Here is a 20,385-nt window from a genome sequence, read left to right as displayed (position 1 = left end):
GTTTGTATCGTAATTGTCTGCATTTAAATAGAAAATCAAACCAATTAACCCTAACATATAGTTAAAGTTATGAAGCTTGCCATTAAGCGACAAGTTAACGGCGTCAATAAAGTGGCTCTTTCATGTTAAAAAAGACAACTAAGACGATTAGAGCAATAATCATTTTAAAACATACCATTATGTGAACACAAGCATTGAGAAAAAATACTAGAATGGTTACGCTGTCACTATAGATGATGAGGTTTGATACACCAGAAGGATCATAATGTGAAATATCAACAATTAGAAAATTTAGAATGTGGCTGGAAATGGCAATACTTGGTGCGAAAATGGAAGGATGGGGAGTTAATTACTCGCTATCAAGATAGCAGTGAATCAGCGGCAGCCGTTGATGGTTTAAAAAAGCTTGAACATCAACCGACACAAGTAATTGATTGGATTAATGAACATATGAATCCAGAATTGCATAACAAGATGAAACAAGCGATCCGAGCCAAACGAAAACGCCATTTTAATGCTGAGCATACGCATACTAAGAAGAAATCGATCGATCTTGATTATGCGGTATGGGAAAAGCTATCGGAACGAGCTCAAGAGCTGGGGTGCACTTTATCAGATGCGATTGAATACTTGGTATCTGAAGCATCGCGTAGTGAAACAGCCAATAAAAAAGTATCGAGTATCAAAGCAGATTTAAGCAAATTATTAGACTTTTAACGTCTATACGTTTTCACGGTAATGACGTTTTTAACTGTGTCTTAGCCGCTTTAAACTACCTCAACAGGGGTATTTTGCATGCTGTTTTTTGATGGATACAACATTTTTGGCGATAAATTTTTCATTTCCTTCATTTTTAGACTAGATTGTATACATTGTTGTTTGCACTTGTCGTGCGGCATTATCTATAGCGCAAACTTTTTTGATAAATACTTTGGCAAGCGATGATTGGGCAGGCCATCTCATCATCACTTATTTTTCTCAATTCTTTTGGAGTTACGGTTATGAAAAATCTTTCTTTGGTTATCTTAGCAGCATTGATTAGTACGCCGGTATTTGCTGCTGATATTGCAGCCGGTAAAGCAAAAACGACAGTATGCGCATCATGTCATGGCGCAGATGGCATAGCCACAATCCCAACATACCCAAATATAAAGGGACAAAATGCGGCTTATTTAGCAAAACAATTAAAAGCATTTAAATCAGGTGCTCGAGTTGATCCTGTAATGAAACCAATGGCAAGCATGTTAACCGATGAAGATATCGAAAATGTGGCGGCGTATTATCAAAGTCTAAAATAAAGCGCTCTAAAAAACGAACGCTAAGCTAGTATCAGTATGCTTATGAAAACTCAATAACGATGTGGATGTGTCAATAAAGATGTGATAACAGAGAAAACTCCGGACGCTATAGTTAGACATATTCTTGATTAGTAAGATTGAGAGTAAGATCCGTTGTTGCTTCAAGCTTGATGTCTCCCCTAGACTTAAGCGCAAAGTGCGCATTATGTATCTTATGTTAAATAGGATTGAACTTTACATGAAATGTAACTAACTATGGCGCTAATTGTCTTTATATTGGCTTTGTATTGTAACTTGTGTTTGTCCTTCTAATTAATCTCACTAAGCAATCAGGCATCAATTCTTTACGTCGTCTAAGCACTACTTTACCACTTCAATTTAGAACACCAAAAAGCCACGAGATTTGTCGTGGCTTTTTTGATGCCTTTTTCTCTAACCTATTTAGCCTTTAATTCTCTTTGCTTTCATCGGTAGACAGTTTGATTTGCGCAGATTGTCCATTTGGTAGCATGACGTCCCATTGAGATTTCTTCGCTAATGTTGTGGTGATTATCCAATCGCGTAATTTTAAATCCATTTTGTTAAGCTTAAGTTGCTTGGATTCAATTGATACTGTTTTAAGGCTTTGCTTGCTTTCTTGAGCTGAGTTTAATGAAATCATAATCTGAGACGGTGAAAACTCACTGAATGTGATATCAAGTTTTGTATTATCGAGTTGCAAACTACAAGGTGTATTAAGGTGGCATTCAAAGCGAGTTTCTTCTTTTACTTCATGCTGATAGCTACGCCAAAAGAAAGCTGTTAATAAAACAATCATTATGATGAATATTTGTACAAGTCTTGCCTTGGTTAATTTTTCTGCTGCCATTGATATAAATTCCTATGTAACTCACTTCAAACTTTTAGTAAGAAGTATGGTTAACCTATTGGTAACTCGGGTATAGTGGTGATGAAAATGTTGCTTTTATTTAAAATCATTGTTAACAGTTGGTGTTTTAACTGATAACTAAGGTTTGGGTGACATTACAACACTATTTTAGTGTTGATGCTATGTAGTTAATTATAAGATTGGAAGCATTCAAGATGAGCCAAGAAAATCAGCTTGAGCATAATTATAACTACACGGTTGTCCGTCAGTTTGCCTTAGTAACCATACTTTGGGGAATTGTAGGGATGAGCGTTGGTGTTTTAATAGCCGCTCAATTAGTTTGGCCACAGCTTAACTTTGATACGCCGTGGTTGACGTACAGCCGTTTACGTCCACTGCATACAAATGCAGTTATATTTGCGTTTGGTACCAGTGCCCTATTCGCATCTTCTTATTATGTTGTGCAAAGAACATGTAAAACCCGCCTCTTTGGTGGATTGTTAGTACCCTTCACTTTCTGGGGATGGCAGTTAATTATTTTAGCCGCAGTCATCTCTCTACCTTTGGGTTATACAACCAGTAAAGAATACGCAGAATTAGAATGGCCAATTGATGTGGCCATTGCAATTGTGTGGGTATCTTACGCCATTGTCTTTTTTGGCACCTTGGTCAAACGAACGACGTCGCATATTTATGTGGCTAACTGGTTCTTTGGCGGGTTTATTTTAACCGTTGCCGTTTTACACATAGTGAACAGCATGGCAATTCCGGTTTCGATGGGGAAATCCTATTCGATCTACTCCGGCGCTGTCGATGCCATGGTGCAATGGTGGTATGGACATAATGCGGTAGGCTTCTTATTAACCGCCGGTTTCTTGGGGATGATGTATTACTTTGTGCCTAAGCAAGCTGAACGTCCGGTTTACTCGTATCGCTTATCGATTGTCCATTTCTGGGGATTGATCTCTCTTTATATATGGGCGGGTCCTCACCATCTTCATTATACTGCACTGCCTGACTGGACTCAGTCTATTGGTATGGTGATGTCGGTGATTTTATTTGTGCCATCCTGGGGCGGTATGATCAACGGTATTATGACGCTATCAGGTGCATGGCATAAATTGCGTTATGATCCAATATTGCGTTTCTTAATTGTGTCTTTGTCTTTCTATGGTATGTCTACTTTTGAAGGCCCAATGATGGCAATTAAAACCGTCAACGCCCTTTCGCACTATACTGACTGGACTATCGGTCACGTACACTCTGGCGCTTTAGGCTGGGTTGCGATGGTCACTGTGGGTTCGCTTTATCACTTAATTCCAAAACTGTTTGGTCAAGAACGTATGTATTCAATTAAGTTGATCAACGTGCACTTCTGGCTTGCCACTATTGGTACGGTTTTGTATATCGTTGCGATGTGGATTTCTGGTGTTATGCAAGGTTTGATGTGGCGTGCGGTCAATGCCGACGGAACATTAACCTACAGCTTTGTTGAAACTGTTGAAGCTTCTCATCCGTTCTACTTAGTTCGCTTTATTGGTGGTGTCATTATTGTGTCAGGTATGCTGCTTATGGCGTACAACACTTATAAAACCATTAGCTCACCAGCAAATAGTTTAAAAGCTATTCCACAACCGGCCTTATAAGGAGACTAGAGTATGAGTTCTAATAAGAATCGCCATTCAATAGTCGAGAAAAATGTCGGTTTACTGGCAATTTTAATGGCTTTTGGCATTAGTTTAGGTGCATTAGTGGAAATTACCCCGCTAATGTTCCAAAAACAAACCACTGAACCTGTTGATGATTTGAAACCTTATACTGCATTGCAGATGGAAGGTCGTGATATCTACATAAAAGAAGGTTGTCACGTTTGTCATAGTCAGATGATCCGTCCATTCCGAGCAGAGACGGAACGTTATGGTCACTACTCTGTTGCAGGCGAGTCGGTATGGGAGCATCCATTTTTGTGGGGTTCTAAACGTACTGGACCTGATCTGGCACGTGTGGGTGGTCGTTATTCTGATGAATGGCATCGAGTCCACTTGATTGACCCACGAGAAGTGGTACCTGAGTCAATTATGCCAGGCTATCCGTGGTTGGCTGAAAACGAACTTACCGGTGAGCTAACAGAGAAGAAATTACGTCTTTTCCGTGACTCATTTGGTGTGCCATACAGTGATGAAGATATTGCTAATGCCAAGAAAGATGTGGAAGGTAAAACGGAGCTCGATGCTCTTATTGCTTACCTACAATCGCTTGGCCATGCAATGAAATAAGGAGCAATAATTATATGGATATTATTACCATTCATAGTATTTGGACGCTTGTTATTTTCTTTAGCTTTTTAGGTGTTGTTTGGTGGGCTTACGGTAGTAAAAAGCGCCAATCTCGCTTTGATGAAGCGGCTAACTCGATTTTTGATGATGAGCCGTCTTCACAAGAGAATAAAAAACAGGGAGGAGTCCAGTAATGTCTACATTCTGGAGTGTCTGGATCACCGTCATTACCTTAGGAACCATTTTTGGTATTGCGGCGATTTTGATCTGGTGTTTAAAAGACAAAATGGGCGTTGAAGAAGGCGCAGATATGGGGCATGAATACGATGGTATTCGTGAACTTAACAATCCACTACCAAAATGGTGGACTTATCTGTTCTTCTCAACCTTTGCTTTCTCTGCTGTTTACTTAGCTTTGTTTCCTGGCTTAGGCAACTTTCCTGGTTTACTTGGCTGGACAAGCTCACCGCAGCTCGTGACAAATGTGACGCAGTTGAATGCAGCGGTTAAAAACGCACAAGATAACAAGCAATTAGATCAATATGCTAAAGAGTTAGATGTCGCCGATAAATTTTATGGCGAATCATTTAAACGCTTAGCTTATAACGACGCAGGAACGGATTATCGTCCTATTCCTGAAATTGCTTCTGATCCTGCGGCATTAAAAGTGGGACAGAATTTGTTTTTACAAAACTGTTCACAGTGTCATGGTTCGGATGCACGCGGTCAAAAAGGTTTCCCTAATTTGACGGATAATGCTTGGTTGTATGGTGGCGAGCCTGAAGCGATCCTCACCACTATTAAGCAAGGTCGTCATGGTGAAATGCCTGCTTGGGGCGAGTTATTAGGTAAAGAAGGCACGCACGACGTGGTGAGTTATGTGTTAAGCATGTCTGGCCGTAAAGTGAATGCTCGTGAAGCGGCTGCTGGTAAGATTAAATTTGCATCTTGTATCGCATGTCATGGTACCGATGGTAAAGGTAATCCGGCATTTGGCGCGCCAGATTTAACCGATAAAAATTGGCTATTTGGTGACTCTCGCGCGGATATTACCGAAAGCGTGACCTTTGGGCGACAAGGCGTGATGCCGGCTTGGGATAATATTTTAGGTGCCGATAAAGTGCAACTTGTTGCCGCTTATGTCTGGAGCTTAAGCAATACTCAGCCAGATCAGCAACAAGCAGATCAAACATCGCAAGCGGTTGAAGCCGATAAATAAACCTGTAGTTTAGCAGCCCCGTTCTGGGGCTGTTTCTTTCATCAGAGAGTGTATTATGCAAACACCTTGGTATAAACAATTTTGGCCGTGGTTTCTTTTATGTCTCCCAATGTGCGCCGTAATTGGCAGTTTTGTTACCTTAGGTATATTTACGAAAAATAGCGTAGATTTAGTGTCAGAAAATTATTATAAAGAAGGCAAAGGCATTAATGTTGACCTATCTAAAATCCATGTGGCTAAGGCCTTCAAACTAGAAGCATCTGTTAAATCAACAGCAACTGGCGTTGAATTTAACTTTAAAAAAGGCAACTTAGATTTATACCCTGCTTTAAATGTTAGTTTTACTCACCGAACCTTGCCTGATCGTGATTTTGTACGCACTATCACCTCAGATGCTAAGGGACATTACCGATTAAACTTAACCGATCCAATTCAAGGCCCTTGGTTTATTAAACTTGAGCCCTATGATAAAGAATGGTTAATTCAAGGCAAAGTGACCTTTCCTTCAGAGTCTCCGACAGTATTACTGAATTAAGGAACATGAATGACACAAGCACCGACGATACAAGCGTGCTATCACTGCGGTGATGTAGTACCAGATAAAGCCAGCTTTAACGTTGAAATTCTCGGCCAGTCTCGAGAAATGTGTTGTCCAGGCTGCCAATCGGTGGCCCAGACTATCTTAGACAGTGGATTAGTCTCTTATTATCAATACCGCACCGCGCCTGCCGAAAAAGCCGATCTTGTTCCTGAACAACTTAAAGAGCTGATTCATTACGATAATAAAGAAGTACAAAGTGAGTTTGTTCGGCACAGTGCAAACACTGCAGAGGTGACGCTGTCACTGGAGGGCGTATCTTGTGCTGCTTGTGCTTGGTTAATTGAAAAGCAATTAAGTTCAGCGGTTGGTGTTATTCAAATTCGAGTCAATATTACCACCAGTCGCGCCATTTTATGCTGGGATGATACTCAAACCAAACTCAGCGAATTACTTAAATCCATCCATCAATTAGGTTATAAAGCAGCCCCCTTTGAACCCAATAAACAAGAAGAAAACTATCACCAAATGATGAAGCAATACTTGTATCGCTTAGGCGTCGCAGGTTTAGCCACTATGCAAGTGATGATGCTGGCAGTTGCTTTATATTTTGAAGTATTTTCTGATCTGGATAATGAATTTAAGCAATATTTACGCTATGTGAGTTTAATCTTTGCCACTCCCGTTTTACTGTATTCTGCCCAGCCTTTTTATACCAATGCTTGGCGCAGTTTAAAAGCGCGTACTTTAGGTATGGATGTCCCAGTTTCGATTGCATTGATCTTTGCCTATTTCGCCAGTGTATGGGCAACCGTGGCCGGCAAAGGTGAAGTCTTCTTTGAATCTATCTCTATGTTTACTTTTTTCTTACTGATTGGGCGCTTTCTCGAAATGCGAGCACGGCGTAAAGCGGCAACGGCTAGTGCTAACTTATTAAAATTAATTCCTGCGATGGCGCGCAAGATTGATGGCACACAAATACCGGTCAGAAGCTTACAAATTGGCGATTGTGTGCGGGTGCTGCCGGGAGAGCATATTCCAGCCGATGGGAAAGTGACTCGTTCAATCACACAAGTTGATGAATCGATGTTAACCGGTGAATCGATTCCGGTATTAAAACAGCTTGGAGATTTCGTGTTTGCTGGAACCATCAATGTTGATGAGGCCTTTGATCTCGAAGTGACCTGTCATAAAGCCGATTCAGTGATCTCGAATATTGTTCGTTTGCAAGATGAAGCGGAATTCTCTAAGCCCAAAATAGCCGAAGTGGCCGATCATGTGGCGAAGTACTTTGTTGCCGTGATCTTACTTATTGCCCTATTTACTTGGCTTTATTGGCACCAATACCAACCTGAATCTGCTTTTTGGATCATGTTATCGGTTTTAGTGGCAACCTGTCCTTGCGCCCTTTCTTTAGCGACACCAACGGCGGTGACTTGCGCTACCTCTCGCTTAAGTAGCCTTGGGATTTTATTGCGTAAAGGGCATGTATTTGAAACCTTGTGTAAGGTCAATCATATCGTAGTCGATAAAACAGGCACACTTACTGCGGGTGATATCCATATTAATAAAGTGACCTTAACACCATTCGCGTTGCAGCAAAATCTGACAGAAGCAGATTGCTTAGCCATTGCGGCAAGTTTAGAGCAATTTGCTAATCATCCTATTGCTCATGCCTTTAATGAGTATAAAGATAGCGAGATTGCCTTTACTGAAGTCAACAATGTGATTGGTTCGGGTTTATCTGGGCAATATCAAGGAGAACAATGGCGTATTGGCAACCTCAGTTTTGCGCAAGATCATAATCATTCGCCCTTTGAACCATCCCTTTTGAATGAAGATCAAACCGCGCTTACGCATCAAGCGCCAACGATTTACTTGTCATCGAATGGGCAATTGATGGCCAGGTTTGAGTACAACGACCCTATTCGCCCCGAAACGCCAGATTTTATTAAAGCAATCCAAGATACTGGTATCGACATCACTATTTTGACCGGAGATACGCAATCGAGCACTCAAAAAACTGCCAATTCTCTTGGGATCAAAGATTACGTTTGCCAAGCTAAACCGGAAGATAAGTTAGCCTATTTAAACAGGCTGAATAAAAACCAAGTCACATTGATGATTGGCGATGGCATTAATGATGCGCCTACTTTAGCGGGTGCGCATTTGTCGGTTGCAATGGGCGGAGGCTCGGATGTGGCGAAAGCATCGGCAGATATGGTGTTATTAGGTGATAAGTTAAATAAAATTCTCGAAGCGAGGCAATTAGCCCTATTTACCCGAAAGATTATCAGGCAAAATCTAGCTTGGGCGTTAGGCTATAATTTGGTGATCTTACCGCTGGCGGTGATGGGCTTAGTTGCGCCTTATATTGCGGTAGTCGGTATGTCGTTAAGTTCAATCATCGTGGTGACTAACTCATTAAGGTTAATAAAATAATGGAAAGCTTGTATATATTAATTCCGATAGCCATCGTATTTGTGTGCATAGCGGTTGCGATTTTTATATGGGCAGTCAAAAGTGACCAATTTGATGATCTTGATCGTCAAGGGCACAATATTTTATTTGATGATGATACAGAAGACACCATTAGCACGAAAAAAACGCATAACACTAATGATTCGGATAACAGCATAAAATGACTCAAGATTGGATCGCCGCATTTTTAATTGGTATTTTAGGTGCTGGCCATTGTATGGGAATGTGCGGCGGCATCGCTGGCCTGATGAACTTAGGTCAAACTAATGTTAAGTCGACGTGGTTAAACCCGCTTTTTTATAATCTAGGACGTGTGGCCAGTTATGCTTTGATTGGCGCTATCATTGGTGGTTCTTTTTCAACCATAACCCAGTATTCTGGTATTAACAGCCCATTAGTCTGGTTGCGCATTGTTTCTGCTGTCTTTATGATTTGTTTAGCTTTGTACATTGGGCAATGGTGGCAAGGCCTAACTTATATCGAAAGTGCTGGCCAATCTATTTGGAAGTATATCTCACCAGTAGGCAACAAACTCCTTCCTATTAAACACCCGCTCTACGCCATCCCATTTGGTTTTATCTGGGGTTGGTTGCCTTGTGGTATGGTCTATTCAATGTTGACGTGGTCGGCAGCGGCAGGCAGCGCCAAACAAGGGGCATTAGTGATGTTAGCCTTTGGATTAGGGACATTGCCTTTCATGTTTATGGTTGGGATCAGTACAGGAAAGCTGCAAACTTGGTTGCGATTATTGATTGTTCGTCGTGTCGGTGCGGTTATTTTGCTCACTTATGGCGCATTTCAACTGCATCAATCTATTTCAAAATTATTATAGTTGCTGAAACTTCCCTATAAGCAATTAAAAAGTATCATATTGTTGGCTATAAACGTCACCGCGTAGCACTTTCATCTATCCTTTAAGCTTATAAACTGCTAAAATATTGATGTATATCAATTATAACGCTTGGTAATTTATGATTTCAGATAATCCTAAAACGAAACGTGTCCAATCTGGCGGTTGTGCTATTCACTGCCAAGATTGTAGTATCAGTCAGTTATGCATTCCTTTTACTCTAAATGATTCCGAATTAGACCAATTGGATGAGATCATTGAACGTAAAAAACCGGTTCAAAAAGGTCAAGAAATTTTCAAAGCTGGCGATGAGTTAAAGTCATTATATGCGATTCGTTCAGGCACGATTAAAAGCTACACCATTACCGAGCAAGGTGATGAGCAAATTACCGCCTTCCATCTTACGGGGGATTTAATTGGTTTTGATGCAATTAATAAAAATGCTCACCCAAGCTTTGCTCAAGCACTAGAAACGTCGATGGTGTGTGAAATACCGTATGAAACATTAGACGATCTATCGGGTAAAATGCCAAAATTACGCCAACAAATTATGCGCTTAATGAGCCATGAGATTAAAGGCGATCAGGATATGATCCTGCTGCTTTCTAAGAAAAATGCCGAAGAACGTTTAGCTGCTTTCCTGTATAGCCTATCAACGCGTTTCTCCCAACGTGGCTTTTCTCCTCGTGAGTTCCGCCTTACCATGACTCGTGGTGATATTGGTAATTACCTTGGTTTAACGGTTGAAACCATCAGTCGTTTATTAGGTCGTTTTCAAAAAAGCGATATCCTCACCGTGAAAGGTAAGTACATCACTATTAATGATCATGATGAACTGCAAAAATTAGCAGGTGTGGTTAGCGAGTAACCCATTACCCCGTCACCGTATTCAAACCGCTATTTTTAATAATCAAATACTTAAAAGACCGGATAGTCACACTATTCGGTCTTTTTGTTTGTAAAATATTGATCTCCACACTTAATAAAATACCAAGTTTCAGCTACAGTTAATATAAAGGTTAATCAATACTTTAACTCGGCTAACTAAACATTGCTGTTATGGGAGAGCTATTATGGATGAATATAAAAATATTTTAGTTGTGGCGGATATCAACAATACTGAGCAATCGGCATTGGCACGCGCATTTCAAATTGTGAAAGGTCTTCCTACTCCGCCGCCAATCACATTCTTTTTATCTATTTACGATTTTTCTTATGATATGACCTCAATGTTGTCATCGGATGAACGCGATGCAATGCGCCGTGGCGTGATCCAGCAACGAGAAAAATGGATGAATAAAGTGGCAGCGCCCTATTTAACCAAAGGCGTTAAGTTCAAAGTAAAAGTGGTTTGGCATCATCGACCGTTTGAAGCGATTATTGCCGAAGCCTTTGCCAGTAATCACGATCTATTATTAAAAGCGACTCGAAAACATGACACTTTAGAATCGGTATTTTTCACTCCAACCGATTGGCACTTATTGCGTAAATCGCCATGCCCAGTATTGTTGGTGAAAAATCATGATTGGCCAGCCAATGGCAGTATTGTTGCCTCTGTGCATGTCGGCTCAGAAAGTGAAGCGCATGTGTCGCTTAATCATTATATGACAGAGCAAGCGAAGAAATTTGCTAAACCATTAAAAGCCGAGGTTTACTTAGCCAATTCTTACCCTGTCACTCCTGCCAATATTACGGTTGAGTTGCCAGAATTTGATCCTACCTCTTATACCGATGCAGTGCGTGGTTTTCATTTGACCGCGATGAAGAAATTAAGACAAGATTACGGCATCGATGAGGAACATACTCGGGTGTTAGAAGGTTTGCCAGAGGATGTGATCCCTAAGATTGCCAAAGAAGTTGATGCGGGTCTGGTGATATTGGGGACAACGGGACGAACCGGGTTATCGGCGGTGTTTATTGGTAATACTGCTGAGAATGTGATTGATAAAATTAATTGCGATATTCTGGCGGTAAAACCTCATGGTTACATTAGCCCGCTTGATCCTAATAATTAACGGTTAACTAGGGGCTGTTGATCTTTCGTTAAGTCTCATTTACTTAGAATAACTAGGCTTCAATCGACTTGCCTCGATTAAAAGGCTTTTATCTCGAACAAAATTTAATCACGAAAGATCAACAGCCCCTAAGTTAGGCAGCTAAAAAAACAAAAGAGCAATCAGTCTGTATTGCTCTTTTGCTATTTGTGGGTATCATACCGCCTTCATTATTGTGTCTAATGATTGCATTGACAGTATTTAAGTAAGTTAAGGTCTCCCTCCATGAGTTCGAATCAAAATAAATCCGCCCAAGTTGAATCTGACGCGATCATTAAAGCGCAGCAAAATAACTTAAATAAGTTGGAAAAGCGTCTGCGTCGTAATACCGGCCAGGCGATTGCCGATTACAATATGATTGAAGATGGCGATCGTATTATGGTGTGTTTATCGGGCGGTAAAGATAGCTTTACCATGCTTGAGATTTTGATGGGCCTAAAGAAAAGCGCACCGATTAATTTCGAACTTATTGCGGTAAATTTGGATCAAAAGCAACCGGGTTTTCCTGAACACATCTTGCCGGCCTACCTTGAACAATTAGGTGTGCAATACAAAATTGTGACCGAAGATACCTATTCTATCGTGCAAGAGAAGCTTGAGCCGGGTAAAACCACCTGCTCTTTATGTTCGCGTTTACGTCGCGGGATTTTATACCGCACTGCCAAAGAGCTAGGGGCGACGAAAATTGCATTAGGTCATCATCGGGATGATATTTTAGAAACGCTATTTTTGAATATGTTTCATGGCGGTAAATTAAAGGCGATGCCGCCGAAACTGGTTTCTGATAACGGAGAGCATGTTGTGATCCGTCCGTTAGCCTATTGCCGAGAAAAAGACATCATCAAGTTCTCGAACTTACGTGACTACCCTATTATTCCTTGTAATCTATGTGGCTCACAACCAAACATGCAACGCCAAAATATTAAGCAGATGCTCAATGATTGGGATAAGCAATTCCCAGGTCGTATTGAAACCATGTTTAAAGCCACACAGAATGTTGTACCAAGCCATTTAACAGACCACAATCTATTTGATTTTAAATCGATTGATCGCGATTCAGGGGTTATCAACGGTGGTGATATTGGTTTTGATAAAGAAGAAATGCCAATCAATACCACGCCAGATGAAGATGTAATGAGCTTCGATCCTAAACTGCAGTTAGACATCACCAATGTATAAACTTGTTTTATAAACAATAAACAATAAACAGGTTATAAAAAAGCGGAACTGACATTAATTGTCAATCCCGCTTTTTTTTGTATTTGATCAGATGAAAGCTTTTAGTTTTTTTCAACCAAAGGCAGTGTTCTAAACGTGGCTTTGGGAAGATGTAACACGGCATCAGGTTTCAAATCAGCAAGTTTAACCAAAGCTTTACCCTGAACAATAGAGATATCTCGCCCGTTAGTCACCGGAATAATGCCATTGCCTAGGTCGCTAAATTCAAGCGTTAAACCAATCACATCCGGTGAGAACCAACTTGAGAACATACCACCAAGATCATCCAGCATTTTGTCCATCTGTGGCATTAAACGTTTAATTTGGTCGTAATTCACATCACCAGATAAAGGCTGTTTGGTCATCACGACCATAGAAAAGTCACATTGTTTCCCCTCTTCAGTATTGATATAAACCAGAGGTGCCACTTTACGCAAATTGTTATCCAGTGGAACAATAAGCTCTTGGCTTGCTGGAATCACAAACTCTTCGTAATGCTCTTCTTTTTCCATCCACGCTTTATCAATTTTACAGATATTGCTCGATGCATGTTGTTGGAAGAAAAAAGCGACCTTGATATCTGGGTGGCCTTCTTCGGCGTTGTTTTTCATCTGAGTAAATAATTTGGAATAATTAAATCGATATTGCTGAGCATTAACCGGTGCAGATAACATACAAGTCACTAACGCAGTCAGCGCAAGGCGTTTTAATTGATGCATTATTGATGCTTCCAATAAGTATGGTTATGGGTGATCATACCTTGTAAATCGTTGACATAATCTTGGCCTCGTTCTGAATAACTTAATAAGCCATCGGTTAACTTAAGCGCTGTTGCCATTGAGGCTAAGTCTTTATTACCATCCGCTAACTTTTGACGAATATCACGTAAAGAACGATAAGCGTTATTGCGATTCATATTCATAAAATAGGCATGGATAGAGGCTTGGGCATTGTCGAACTTTGCCACTTCATGAGTTGCACCTTCAACTCGATGTAAAGGAACTACGCCACAACCTTCGCTATAGCACCATTGACCAAAGAAATTATTAGCTTTCTTGGCAAAACGTGACGTCCCCCATGCAGACTCATTCGCCGCTTGTGTTAACACTAATGCTTCAGGCAAAATATTGACACGCAACAACATATCATCCACCCATTGTTGGTTAATACCATCTGCTGGTAATTCAACATTATACATATCGGCCAGTTTTTGAGCAGTTTTTTGCTGTGACGAACTCACATCATTTGTTGTAAGTGACGCTTCCATGGCCAAGATTTGTTTTCTTTCCTTACTGACTCGTTGGTTTTCTTTCTCAAAACCAGGACGAAGTCGATTATAAAATTTTCGTTTTTTTTTATCAATATCAACGTGCTCAGTTTTAACTTTTGTTACTTTTTCCACTTTGGCCTTAGGTTTGGAGTCGCTTGGAGTATAGTGATTTTGAAAATAGTAAACCGCCCAAAAAACCAAAATGATGGCTGCCATTATTAATTTTTTCATCATGCTTCAAATACCTTTGATTGTTTATGTCCATTACTCGGTGGTGGATTATTGCCACCGCCTGATGTGACTTTTAAGCGGATACCAAACATTTCACGATAAAGAACCCCTTTGACATGAAAATAGAATGGCAACACAAAAATTAAACCTACACCGTAGAATAAGGCGGCAGCAAAAAACATCATCAACACTAAGATGTAAATGGAGATCAACGGCAGTATCTTTTTGTTTACCGCTCTAAATGACATTAATAATGCTTTTAATGGTGTCATTTGTTTTTCGCAAATCAGTAACGGGGCGTGACTAAATGCCATTGATAAATACAACGAGACAAAAGGAATAATCATCCCGCCGATCCCTTGTAGAGATAGAGCAAGTACCGTCATCACCATAAGAGGAATGGTGTATTGCAGCCCTTTTAGCATGTGGCGAGGTTGAGTTTTAAATCCGGTTGAGTGACTCATTGCCATTAAACAAACACCTGCATAAAGCGGCGCACTGATAATTTCATAACTGAAGTTAGCAATAATGGCGGCGTCAAAAATGTTTTGGTGTTGAGCCATATTGCTAGGATCGGTAAATAGCTGCAAAATGACACTAGGATCGCCAAGCTGTAATTTTAAAGCAATGGCAAAAATTACAATTTGTAATACCAGTAACAGCACAATGGTTGGTGAGAAGGAAAGGAAATTCTTAATCGTGAGTTGCCATGCTTCTTTAATCACGGCATTCGCTTTGAGTTCATATTGACCATTGAGGGCCGTTGTGAGGTTTCCACCAACATTAAATTCTTTATCTAAATCAACATTCATCGATATATATCCAAACCACTGCAAATTTGCTTATGGCGCACATTATACCCATGCCACATCAAGATGCGAGTTTCCGGCATTTTTAATCCATTTCATTTTGTAAAATTATCGAAATATCAGTATTAAAAGCGATTTCTTGGCACAATTCTGAGTCAGATTTTGAATTCACTACCACAATAGAGGATAATGCAGCACATATTTAAGCAGTATTTCTATTTTGGTCATTTTTCTACACGCTCTTTATCTCAAAAATTACTAGGAATTGTCTGCAATGGCGACTATTATTCGCCCTCAAATTTTTACACCTAATTTTGCTTTTCTTTAGGGAGAAATACAGAAATTGAATGTTGAACACTCGCGCAGCGAAACAGTAATAAAACTGACTGGCATTAGTAAGGCTTTCGATGGTAAAACCATTATTGAAAACCTTGATCTGAATGTAAATCATGGCGAATTCCTAACGATTTTAGGCCCTTCAGGCTGCGGAAAAACCACGGTGCTGCGCATGATCGCCGGTTTTGAAACCGTTGACTCTGGCAGTGTGCTGCTTGCCAATGAGGATGTTACCCAACTCCCACCAGAGAAACGTCACGTCAACACTGTGTTCCAAAGCTACGCTTTATTTCCTCACATGACTGTATTTGAAAATGTTGCTTTTGGTTTACGGATGCAAAAAGTGGCAAGTGCTGAGATTGAAACTCGGGTACTTGATGCTTTAAAAATGGTGCGTCTTGATAGCATGGCGCAAAGAAAGCCTCACCAATTATCGGGTGGCCAACAACAACGCATTGCGATTGCCCGTGCGGTGGTGAATAAACCGAAAGTATTGTTGCTTGATGAATCCCTGTCTGCGCTTGATTACAAACTGCGTAAACAAATGCAGTTGGAATTAAAACAGTTGCAGCGCCAGCTTGGCATTACCTTTATTTTTGTTACTCACGATCAAGAAGAAGCCCTTTCGATGTCGGATCGCATTATTGTGATGCGCGATGGCGTGATCGAACAAGATGGCTCTCCGCGTGAAATTTACGAAGAACCAAGTAATTTATTTGTGGCGAGCTTTATTGGGGAGATTAACGTATTTAATGCCACTGTGATCCGCCGGATTGACGACAACACTATTCTCGCCTCTATTGAAGGCTGCGAATCGGTGGTGCACTTTAAAAAGCCGGTGCAGCAAGGACAAGAATTAAAGGTATTGCTCCGCCCTGAAGATATTCGGATTGAAGAAATCAAAGAATCGGAAGATCACGGCATTGTAGGCCATGTTACCGAGCGTACCTATAAAGGCATGACGTTAGATTCTGTAGTTGAGTTAGAAGAATCAGGCATGCGAGTGATGGTGAGTGAATTCTTTAATGAAGACGACCCAGATGTTGACCACTCAATTGGTCAAAAAGTCTCGATTACTTGGGTAGAAAGTTGGGAAGTGGTGCTTCCTGATGAATCGGAAACCCTTCAATCTATTGCAGGCGCTGAGTAACATCATGATGAAGAAAATTAATCTTCAAAACAGCATCGTGTTCTTAATTGTGTCATGGTTAGTGCTGTTTGTTTTCATTCCAAATTTAATGATTATTGTGACTAGTTTCTTAACTCGTGACGATGCGAATTTAATTGATCTAACCTTTAATCTTAACAACTACGTTCGATTAGTTGATCCGCTTTATGCCAAAGTGATGTGGCATTCTTTGTATATGGCGATGGTGGCGACTGGATTGTGCTTAGTCATCGGTTATCCTTTTGCTTACATTGTGGCAAAAATGCCGGAAAAAATGCGCCCTATTATGCTTTTTTTGGTGATTGTGCCATTTTGGACTAATTCGCTGATCCGGACTTACGGATTAAAAGTAGTGCTCGGCACCCAAGGTATATTCAACAAAAGCTTAATGGCGATCGGTTTGATTGAACATCCTTTTCGGATCATGTACACCGAAGTTGCGGTCATGGTTGGTCTGGTTTACATCCTACTACCATTTATGATTTTGCCTTTGTATTCTGCGATTGAAAAGCTCGATCGTAGTTATATTGAAGCGGCAAGAGATCTTGGTGCCAATAAACTTCAAACCTTAATTAAAGTCATTTTGCCTTTAACCATGCCAGGCATTATTGGTGGTTGCTTATTAGTATTATTGCCTGCTTTAGGTATGTTTTATGTGTCTGATTTGTTGGGCGGTGCAAAGAACTTGTTGATTGGTAACGTGATCAAAAGCCAAGTGCTGAATGCGCGCGATTGGCCATTTGGCGCGGCAACCAGTATTGCCTTGACTTTATTGATGGCCTTAATGATTTATGCCTATTATCGCGCCGGTAAGTTACTCAATAAAAAAGCGGAGTTAGATTGATGAGCAACAATGTCGGCACCAAAGTCGCCAAATCCAGCTTTATGAGTCTGGTGTATTTGTTTTTATATCTGCCAATTTTGGTGTTAATTGCGAATTCTTTTAATGCTAGCCGATTCGGCATGCGTTGGGATGGTTTTACTACCAAATGGTATTACGACTTAATCAATAACGATAGCTTGATCCAAGCCGCTGGTCATTCGATCACCATTGCAGTCATTTCTTCGACTGCTGCCACTATTATTGGCAGTTTGACGGCCGTCGCCCTCTTTCGCTATCAATTTAAAGGCAAAGGCGTGGTTAATGGTTTATTGTTCATTGTCATGATGTCACCTGATATTGTGATGGCCATTTCATTATTGGCCTTATTTTTAGTAGTTGGCTTCCAGTTAGGGTTATTAACGCTATTAATCTCACACATTACCTTTTGCCTACCCTTTGTGGTGGTAACGGTTTACAGCCGTTTGAAAGGTTTTGATGTCAAAATGCTAGAAGCCGCCAAAGATCTCGGTGCCAGTGAATGGGTGATTTTAAAACGCATTATATTGCCACTTGCCAAACCTGCGGTTGCCGCCGGCTGGCTATTGAGTTTTACCCTGTCATTGGATGATGTGATCATCAGTTCTTTTGTCACTGGCCCAAGCTATGAAATTTTACCACTGAAGATTTATTCTATGGTGAAGGTCGGCATATCCCCACAAGTAAATGCATTAGCCACTGTCATGTTAGGTGTGTCATTATTATTAGTGATGATCTCTCAGTTTTTAGCCCGTGATAAAATCAAATAACGATTTGTTTCAGCTGTATTTCGATCCGCGAATTTCTGGTATCAAAGCCATTCGCGGATTTTTTCTATTGGTGTTTTCTTTATCAATAACACTTTTAAAAATACCCGTTATATTCTCGCGGAAACTTGCAGCTTGAAGTTACTTGGGTATACTTCACTCTGTTTTAATATCGACATACCTATTGGGAGACATAAATGAAACCATGGTCTAAGTTACTTGTAGGCGCAGCGCTTGCTGCCTCATTAACGACGAGCTATGCGCAAGCGAATGATAAAGAACTCTATTTTTATAACTGGTCTGAGTATATTCCAAGCGAAGTATTACAAGAATTTACCAAAGAGACTGGCATTAAGGTTATCTATTCGACTTACGAGTCTAACGAATCCATGTATGCGAAACTGAAAACCCAAGGTAAAGGTTACGATCTTGTGGTGCCTTCAACGTATTTTGTGTCTAAAATGCGCAAAGAAGGCATGTTACAAAAACTCGATAAAACGAAACTGACGCATTTTGATGGCCTAGATCCAAATTATTTAAATAAACCTTTTGATCCAGGTAATGACTATTCGATCCCGTACATTTGGGGCGCAACCGGTATTGGTGTTAACACTGATATGCTGGATAAAAATAGCTTCCACAAATGGGGCGATTTATGGGATCCGAAATGGGTGGGTCAATTAATGATGACCGATGACCCACGTGAAGTATTCCAAGTTGCACTGACAAAACTGGGCTATTCGGGTAACACCACCAATCCTGACGAAATCAAGCAAGCTTACGAAGAGTTGAAAAAACTGATGCCAAACGTATTAGTATTTAACTCGGATAACCCTGCTAATCCTTATATGGCGGGTGAAACATCACTCGGTATGATTTGGAATGGCTCTGCTTATGCGGCGCGTAAAGATGGCGCACCTATTCATGTCGTATGGCCAGAAAAAGGTACTATCTTCTGGATGGACAGTTTAGCCATTCCAACAGGTGCTAAAAATGTCGATGCTGCGCATAAGATGATTGATTTCTTATTGCGTCCAGATAATGCGGCTAAAATTGCATTAGAAATTGGTTACCCAACGCCAGTGAAAGCCGCTTACCCATTATTACCAAAAGATTTTGTGGAAGATCCCGATGTGTTCCCACCTCAAAAAGTCTTTGATAGTGGCGAATGGCAAAACGATGTTGGTGACGCGAATGTATTGTATGAACAGTACTTCCAAAAATTAAAAGTCGATATGTAATTTGGCTTCAAATAATAAATATCGTTTGAGTTATTAATACCAAAAGCCCGTAAATAAATGCGGGCTTTTTGTTGATACTCATCTTATTCTTTGGCTATACAGCAGAATTTCGTCATATTAAGCGGCTTATTTTGATCGTTATTTATTCTTCGTCTGCTAACAGCTCACTGACTAACTTTGGCACTTCAATGCTTGCTTTACCATAACGCTTTTCAGCAAATTCACTTTCAACTGCACTTGGATCTAAATTCAATTCTATGGTGTGAGCGCCATGCATGCGAGCGTCGTGCACAAACCCTGCCGCAGGATAGACAACACCCGATGTACCGATAGAAATAAATAAATCAGCCTCTTCAATGGCAGAATATATTTCAGCCATACGCAGCGGCATTTCGCCAAACCAAACGATATGTGGCCTTAACGGATTGGGGATTTGGCAACAATGACACAGATCTTCTGTATGTAAATCCTCATTATGTTCAAGTACTTGATTGGATTCAGGGCAACGAATTTTAAGTAATTCACCATGCATATGAATAATATGTTGGCTGCCGGCTTTTTCATGTAGATCATCAATATTTTGGGTAATAACCGTAACTTTCCCACTCGACAGCTTTTCTAGCTCTGCTAAGGCTAAATGCGCTAAGTTAGGTTTTATAGCGGGATCATTTAACCCTCGACGGCGTTGATTATAAAACTCTTGAACTAGTTTTGGATTTGCATCGTAGCCTTCAGGGGTCGCCACATCTTCAATCCGATGATTTTCCCATAAGCCATCTTGTGAACGAAAGGTTTGAATACCGGATTCAGCAGAGATGCCCGCACCGGTTAAAATGACAATATTTTGATATGGGAAGTTCATGCTCTGTCCTTTAAAATGTGCCGTTCGACCTTAAACTGGA

22 protein-coding genes are annotated in these 20,385 nt (G+C 40.5%); 17 read left to right on the top strand and 5 right to left on the bottom strand.

Features of this window, described 5'->3' with window-relative positions; translation table 11 throughout:
* The first annotated feature begins 267 nt into the window (after window positions 1-267).
* Window positions 268-717 carry a macrodomain Ter protein MatP gene (gene matP, locus HC723_RS03970; RefSeq protein ID WP_153447143.1) on the top strand — a complete coding sequence of 150 codons (450 nt, stop codon included), beginning with the start codon at window positions 268-270 and terminating at the stop codon, window positions 715-717.
* Window positions 718-1,001: 284 nt separating this feature from the next.
* The gene (locus HC723_RS03965) at window positions 1,002-1,298 is read left to right on the top strand and encodes a c-type cytochrome (RefSeq protein WP_190338280.1); all 297 of its coding nucleotides are present in this window, start codon (window positions 1,002-1,004) and stop codon (window positions 1,296-1,298) included.
* Between the two features lie 448 nt (window positions 1,299-1,746).
* Here the strand turns inward: HC723_RS03965 and HC723_RS03960 are convergent, their stop codons facing one another.
* Entirely contained in the window at window positions 1,747-2,166 is a 420-nt protein-coding gene (locus tag HC723_RS03960) for a hypothetical protein (protein WP_153447141.1), read from the bottom strand.
* Between the two features lie 215 nt (window positions 2,167-2,381).
* On the opposite strand from HC723_RS03960, the gene ccoN reads away from it, so the two are divergent.
* The 11 genes from ccoN (at window position 2,382) to ttcA (ending at window position 12,763) form a co-directional block, all read left to right on the top strand.
* Window positions 2,382-3,812, top strand: coding sequence for a cytochrome-c oxidase, cbb3-type subunit I (gene ccoN, locus HC723_RS03955; protein ID WP_153447140.1), 1,431 nt, complete (start codon window positions 2,382-2,384; stop codon window positions 3,810-3,812).
* A 12-nt stretch (window positions 3,813-3,824) separates the two neighbouring features.
* On the top strand, window positions 3,825-4,442 hold the full coding sequence (gene ccoO / locus HC723_RS03950; protein ID WP_153447139.1) for a cytochrome-c oxidase, cbb3-type subunit II: 618 nt from the start codon (window positions 3,825-3,827) through the stop codon (window positions 4,440-4,442).
* A gap of 14 nt (window positions 4,443-4,456) precedes the next feature.
* Window positions 4,457-4,636 carry a cbb3-type cytochrome oxidase subunit 3 gene (locus tag HC723_RS03945; protein ID WP_153447138.1) on the top strand — a complete coding sequence of 60 codons (180 nt, stop codon included), beginning with the start codon at window positions 4,457-4,459 and terminating at the stop codon, window positions 4,634-4,636.
* Window positions 4,636-5,661, top strand: a complete 1,026-nt coding sequence (ccoP, locus tag HC723_RS03940; RefSeq protein ID WP_190338279.1) for a cytochrome-c oxidase, cbb3-type subunit III — start codon at window positions 4,636-4,638, stop codon at window positions 5,659-5,661. The genes HC723_RS03945 and ccoP overlap by 1 nt, the downstream gene beginning before the upstream one ends.
* Window positions 5,662-5,716: 55 nt before the next feature.
* Window positions 5,717-6,196 carry a FixH family protein gene (locus HC723_RS03935; protein WP_153447136.1) on the top strand — a complete coding sequence of 160 codons (480 nt, stop codon included), beginning with the start codon at window positions 5,717-5,719 and terminating at the stop codon, window positions 6,194-6,196.
* Window positions 6,197-6,205: 9 nt separating this feature from the next.
* Window positions 6,206-8,641 (top strand): heavy metal translocating P-type ATPase, encoded by a 2,436-nt coding sequence (locus tag HC723_RS03930; RefSeq protein ID WP_153447135.1) that lies wholly within the window; start codon window positions 6,206-6,208, stop codon window positions 8,639-8,641.
* Window positions 8,641-8,844, top strand: a complete 204-nt coding sequence (ccoS, locus tag HC723_RS03925) for a cbb3-type cytochrome oxidase assembly protein CcoS (protein WP_153447134.1) — start codon at window positions 8,641-8,643, stop codon at window positions 8,842-8,844. Before HC723_RS03930 ends, ccoS begins: the two co-directional genes overlap by 1 nt.
* Window positions 8,841-9,512, top strand: a complete 672-nt coding sequence (locus tag HC723_RS03920) for a sulfite exporter TauE/SafE family protein (protein ID WP_153447133.1) — start codon at window positions 8,841-8,843, stop codon at window positions 9,510-9,512. The genes ccoS and HC723_RS03920 overlap by 4 nt, the downstream gene beginning before the upstream one ends.
* A gap of 139 nt (window positions 9,513-9,651) precedes the next feature.
* Window positions 9,652-10,398, top strand: a complete 747-nt coding sequence (locus HC723_RS03915) for an FNR family transcription factor (protein WP_153447132.1) — start codon at window positions 9,652-9,654, stop codon at window positions 10,396-10,398.
* A gap of 205 nt (window positions 10,399-10,603) precedes the next feature.
* A complete protein-coding gene (gene uspE, locus HC723_RS03910; RefSeq protein WP_190338278.1) occupies window positions 10,604-11,545 on the top strand; it encodes a universal stress protein UspE in 942 nt (313 codons plus the stop codon).
* Between the two features lie 264 nt (window positions 11,546-11,809).
* On the top strand, window positions 11,810-12,763 hold the full coding sequence (ttcA, locus tag HC723_RS03905) for a tRNA 2-thiocytidine(32) synthetase TtcA (protein ID WP_190338277.1): 954 nt from the start codon (window positions 11,810-11,812) through the stop codon (window positions 12,761-12,763).
* A 101-nt stretch (window positions 12,764-12,864) separates the two neighbouring features.
* Here the strand turns inward: ttcA and HC723_RS03900 are convergent, their stop codons facing one another.
* Genes HC723_RS03900 through HC723_RS03890 form a run of 3 tightly spaced genes read right to left on the bottom strand, consistent with a single transcriptional unit; the run spans window position 12,865 to window position 15,115 of the window.
* Entirely contained in the window at window positions 12,865-13,521 is a 657-nt protein-coding gene (locus HC723_RS03900) for a DUF2987 domain-containing protein (protein WP_153447129.1), read from the bottom strand.
* Complete coding sequence (locus HC723_RS03895; RefSeq protein WP_446751387.1) at window positions 13,521-14,303, bottom strand: glucosaminidase domain-containing protein; 783 nt, start codon at window positions 14,301-14,303, stop codon at window positions 13,521-13,523. The genes HC723_RS03900 and HC723_RS03895 overlap by 1 nt, the downstream gene beginning before the upstream one ends.
* A complete protein-coding gene (locus tag HC723_RS03890; RefSeq protein ID WP_153447127.1) occupies window positions 14,303-15,115 on the bottom strand; it encodes a hypothetical protein in 813 nt (270 codons plus the stop codon). The genes HC723_RS03895 and HC723_RS03890 overlap by 1 nt, the downstream gene beginning before the upstream one ends.
* A gap of 331 nt (window positions 15,116-15,446) precedes the next feature.
* Between HC723_RS03890 and potA the strand changes: the two genes are divergently transcribed.
* The 4 genes from potA to HC723_RS03870 all read left to right on the top strand — a co-directional run bounded on the left by potA (window position 15,447) and on the right by HC723_RS03870 (window position 19,483).
* Window positions 15,447-16,598 carry a spermidine/putrescine ABC transporter ATP-binding protein PotA gene (gene potA / locus HC723_RS03885; protein ID WP_407701697.1) on the top strand — a complete coding sequence of 384 codons (1,152 nt, stop codon included), beginning with the start codon at window positions 15,447-15,449 and terminating at the stop codon, window positions 16,596-16,598.
* A 4-nt stretch (window positions 16,599-16,602) separates the two neighbouring features.
* A complete protein-coding gene (gene potB, locus HC723_RS03880; RefSeq protein ID WP_190338275.1) occupies window positions 16,603-17,460 on the top strand; it encodes a spermidine/putrescine ABC transporter permease PotB in 858 nt (285 codons plus the stop codon).
* Window positions 17,460-18,245 carry a spermidine/putrescine ABC transporter permease PotC gene (gene potC / locus HC723_RS03875; RefSeq protein WP_190338274.1) on the top strand — a complete coding sequence of 262 codons (786 nt, stop codon included), beginning with the start codon at window positions 17,460-17,462 and terminating at the stop codon, window positions 18,243-18,245. The genes potB and potC overlap by 1 nt, the downstream gene beginning before the upstream one ends.
* Window positions 18,246-18,439: 194 nt before the next feature.
* A complete protein-coding gene (locus HC723_RS03870; RefSeq protein ID WP_190338273.1) occupies window positions 18,440-19,483 on the top strand; it encodes an extracellular solute-binding protein in 1,044 nt (347 codons plus the stop codon).
* Between the two features lie 142 nt (window positions 19,484-19,625).
* Here the strand turns inward: HC723_RS03870 and cobB are convergent, their stop codons facing one another.
* A complete protein-coding gene (cobB, locus tag HC723_RS03865) occupies window positions 19,626-20,345 on the bottom strand; it encodes a Sir2 family NAD+-dependent deacetylase (protein WP_153447122.1) in 720 nt (239 codons plus the stop codon).
* Window positions 20,346-20,385: the final 40 nt, after the last annotated feature.

Source organism: Vibrio sp. S11_S32, from assembly GCF_014694465.1.
GTDB lineage: Bacteria > Pseudomonadota > Gammaproteobacteria > Enterobacterales > Vibrionaceae > Vibrio > Vibrio algicola.
This window is presented reverse-complemented; position numbering and strand designations above follow the sequence as displayed.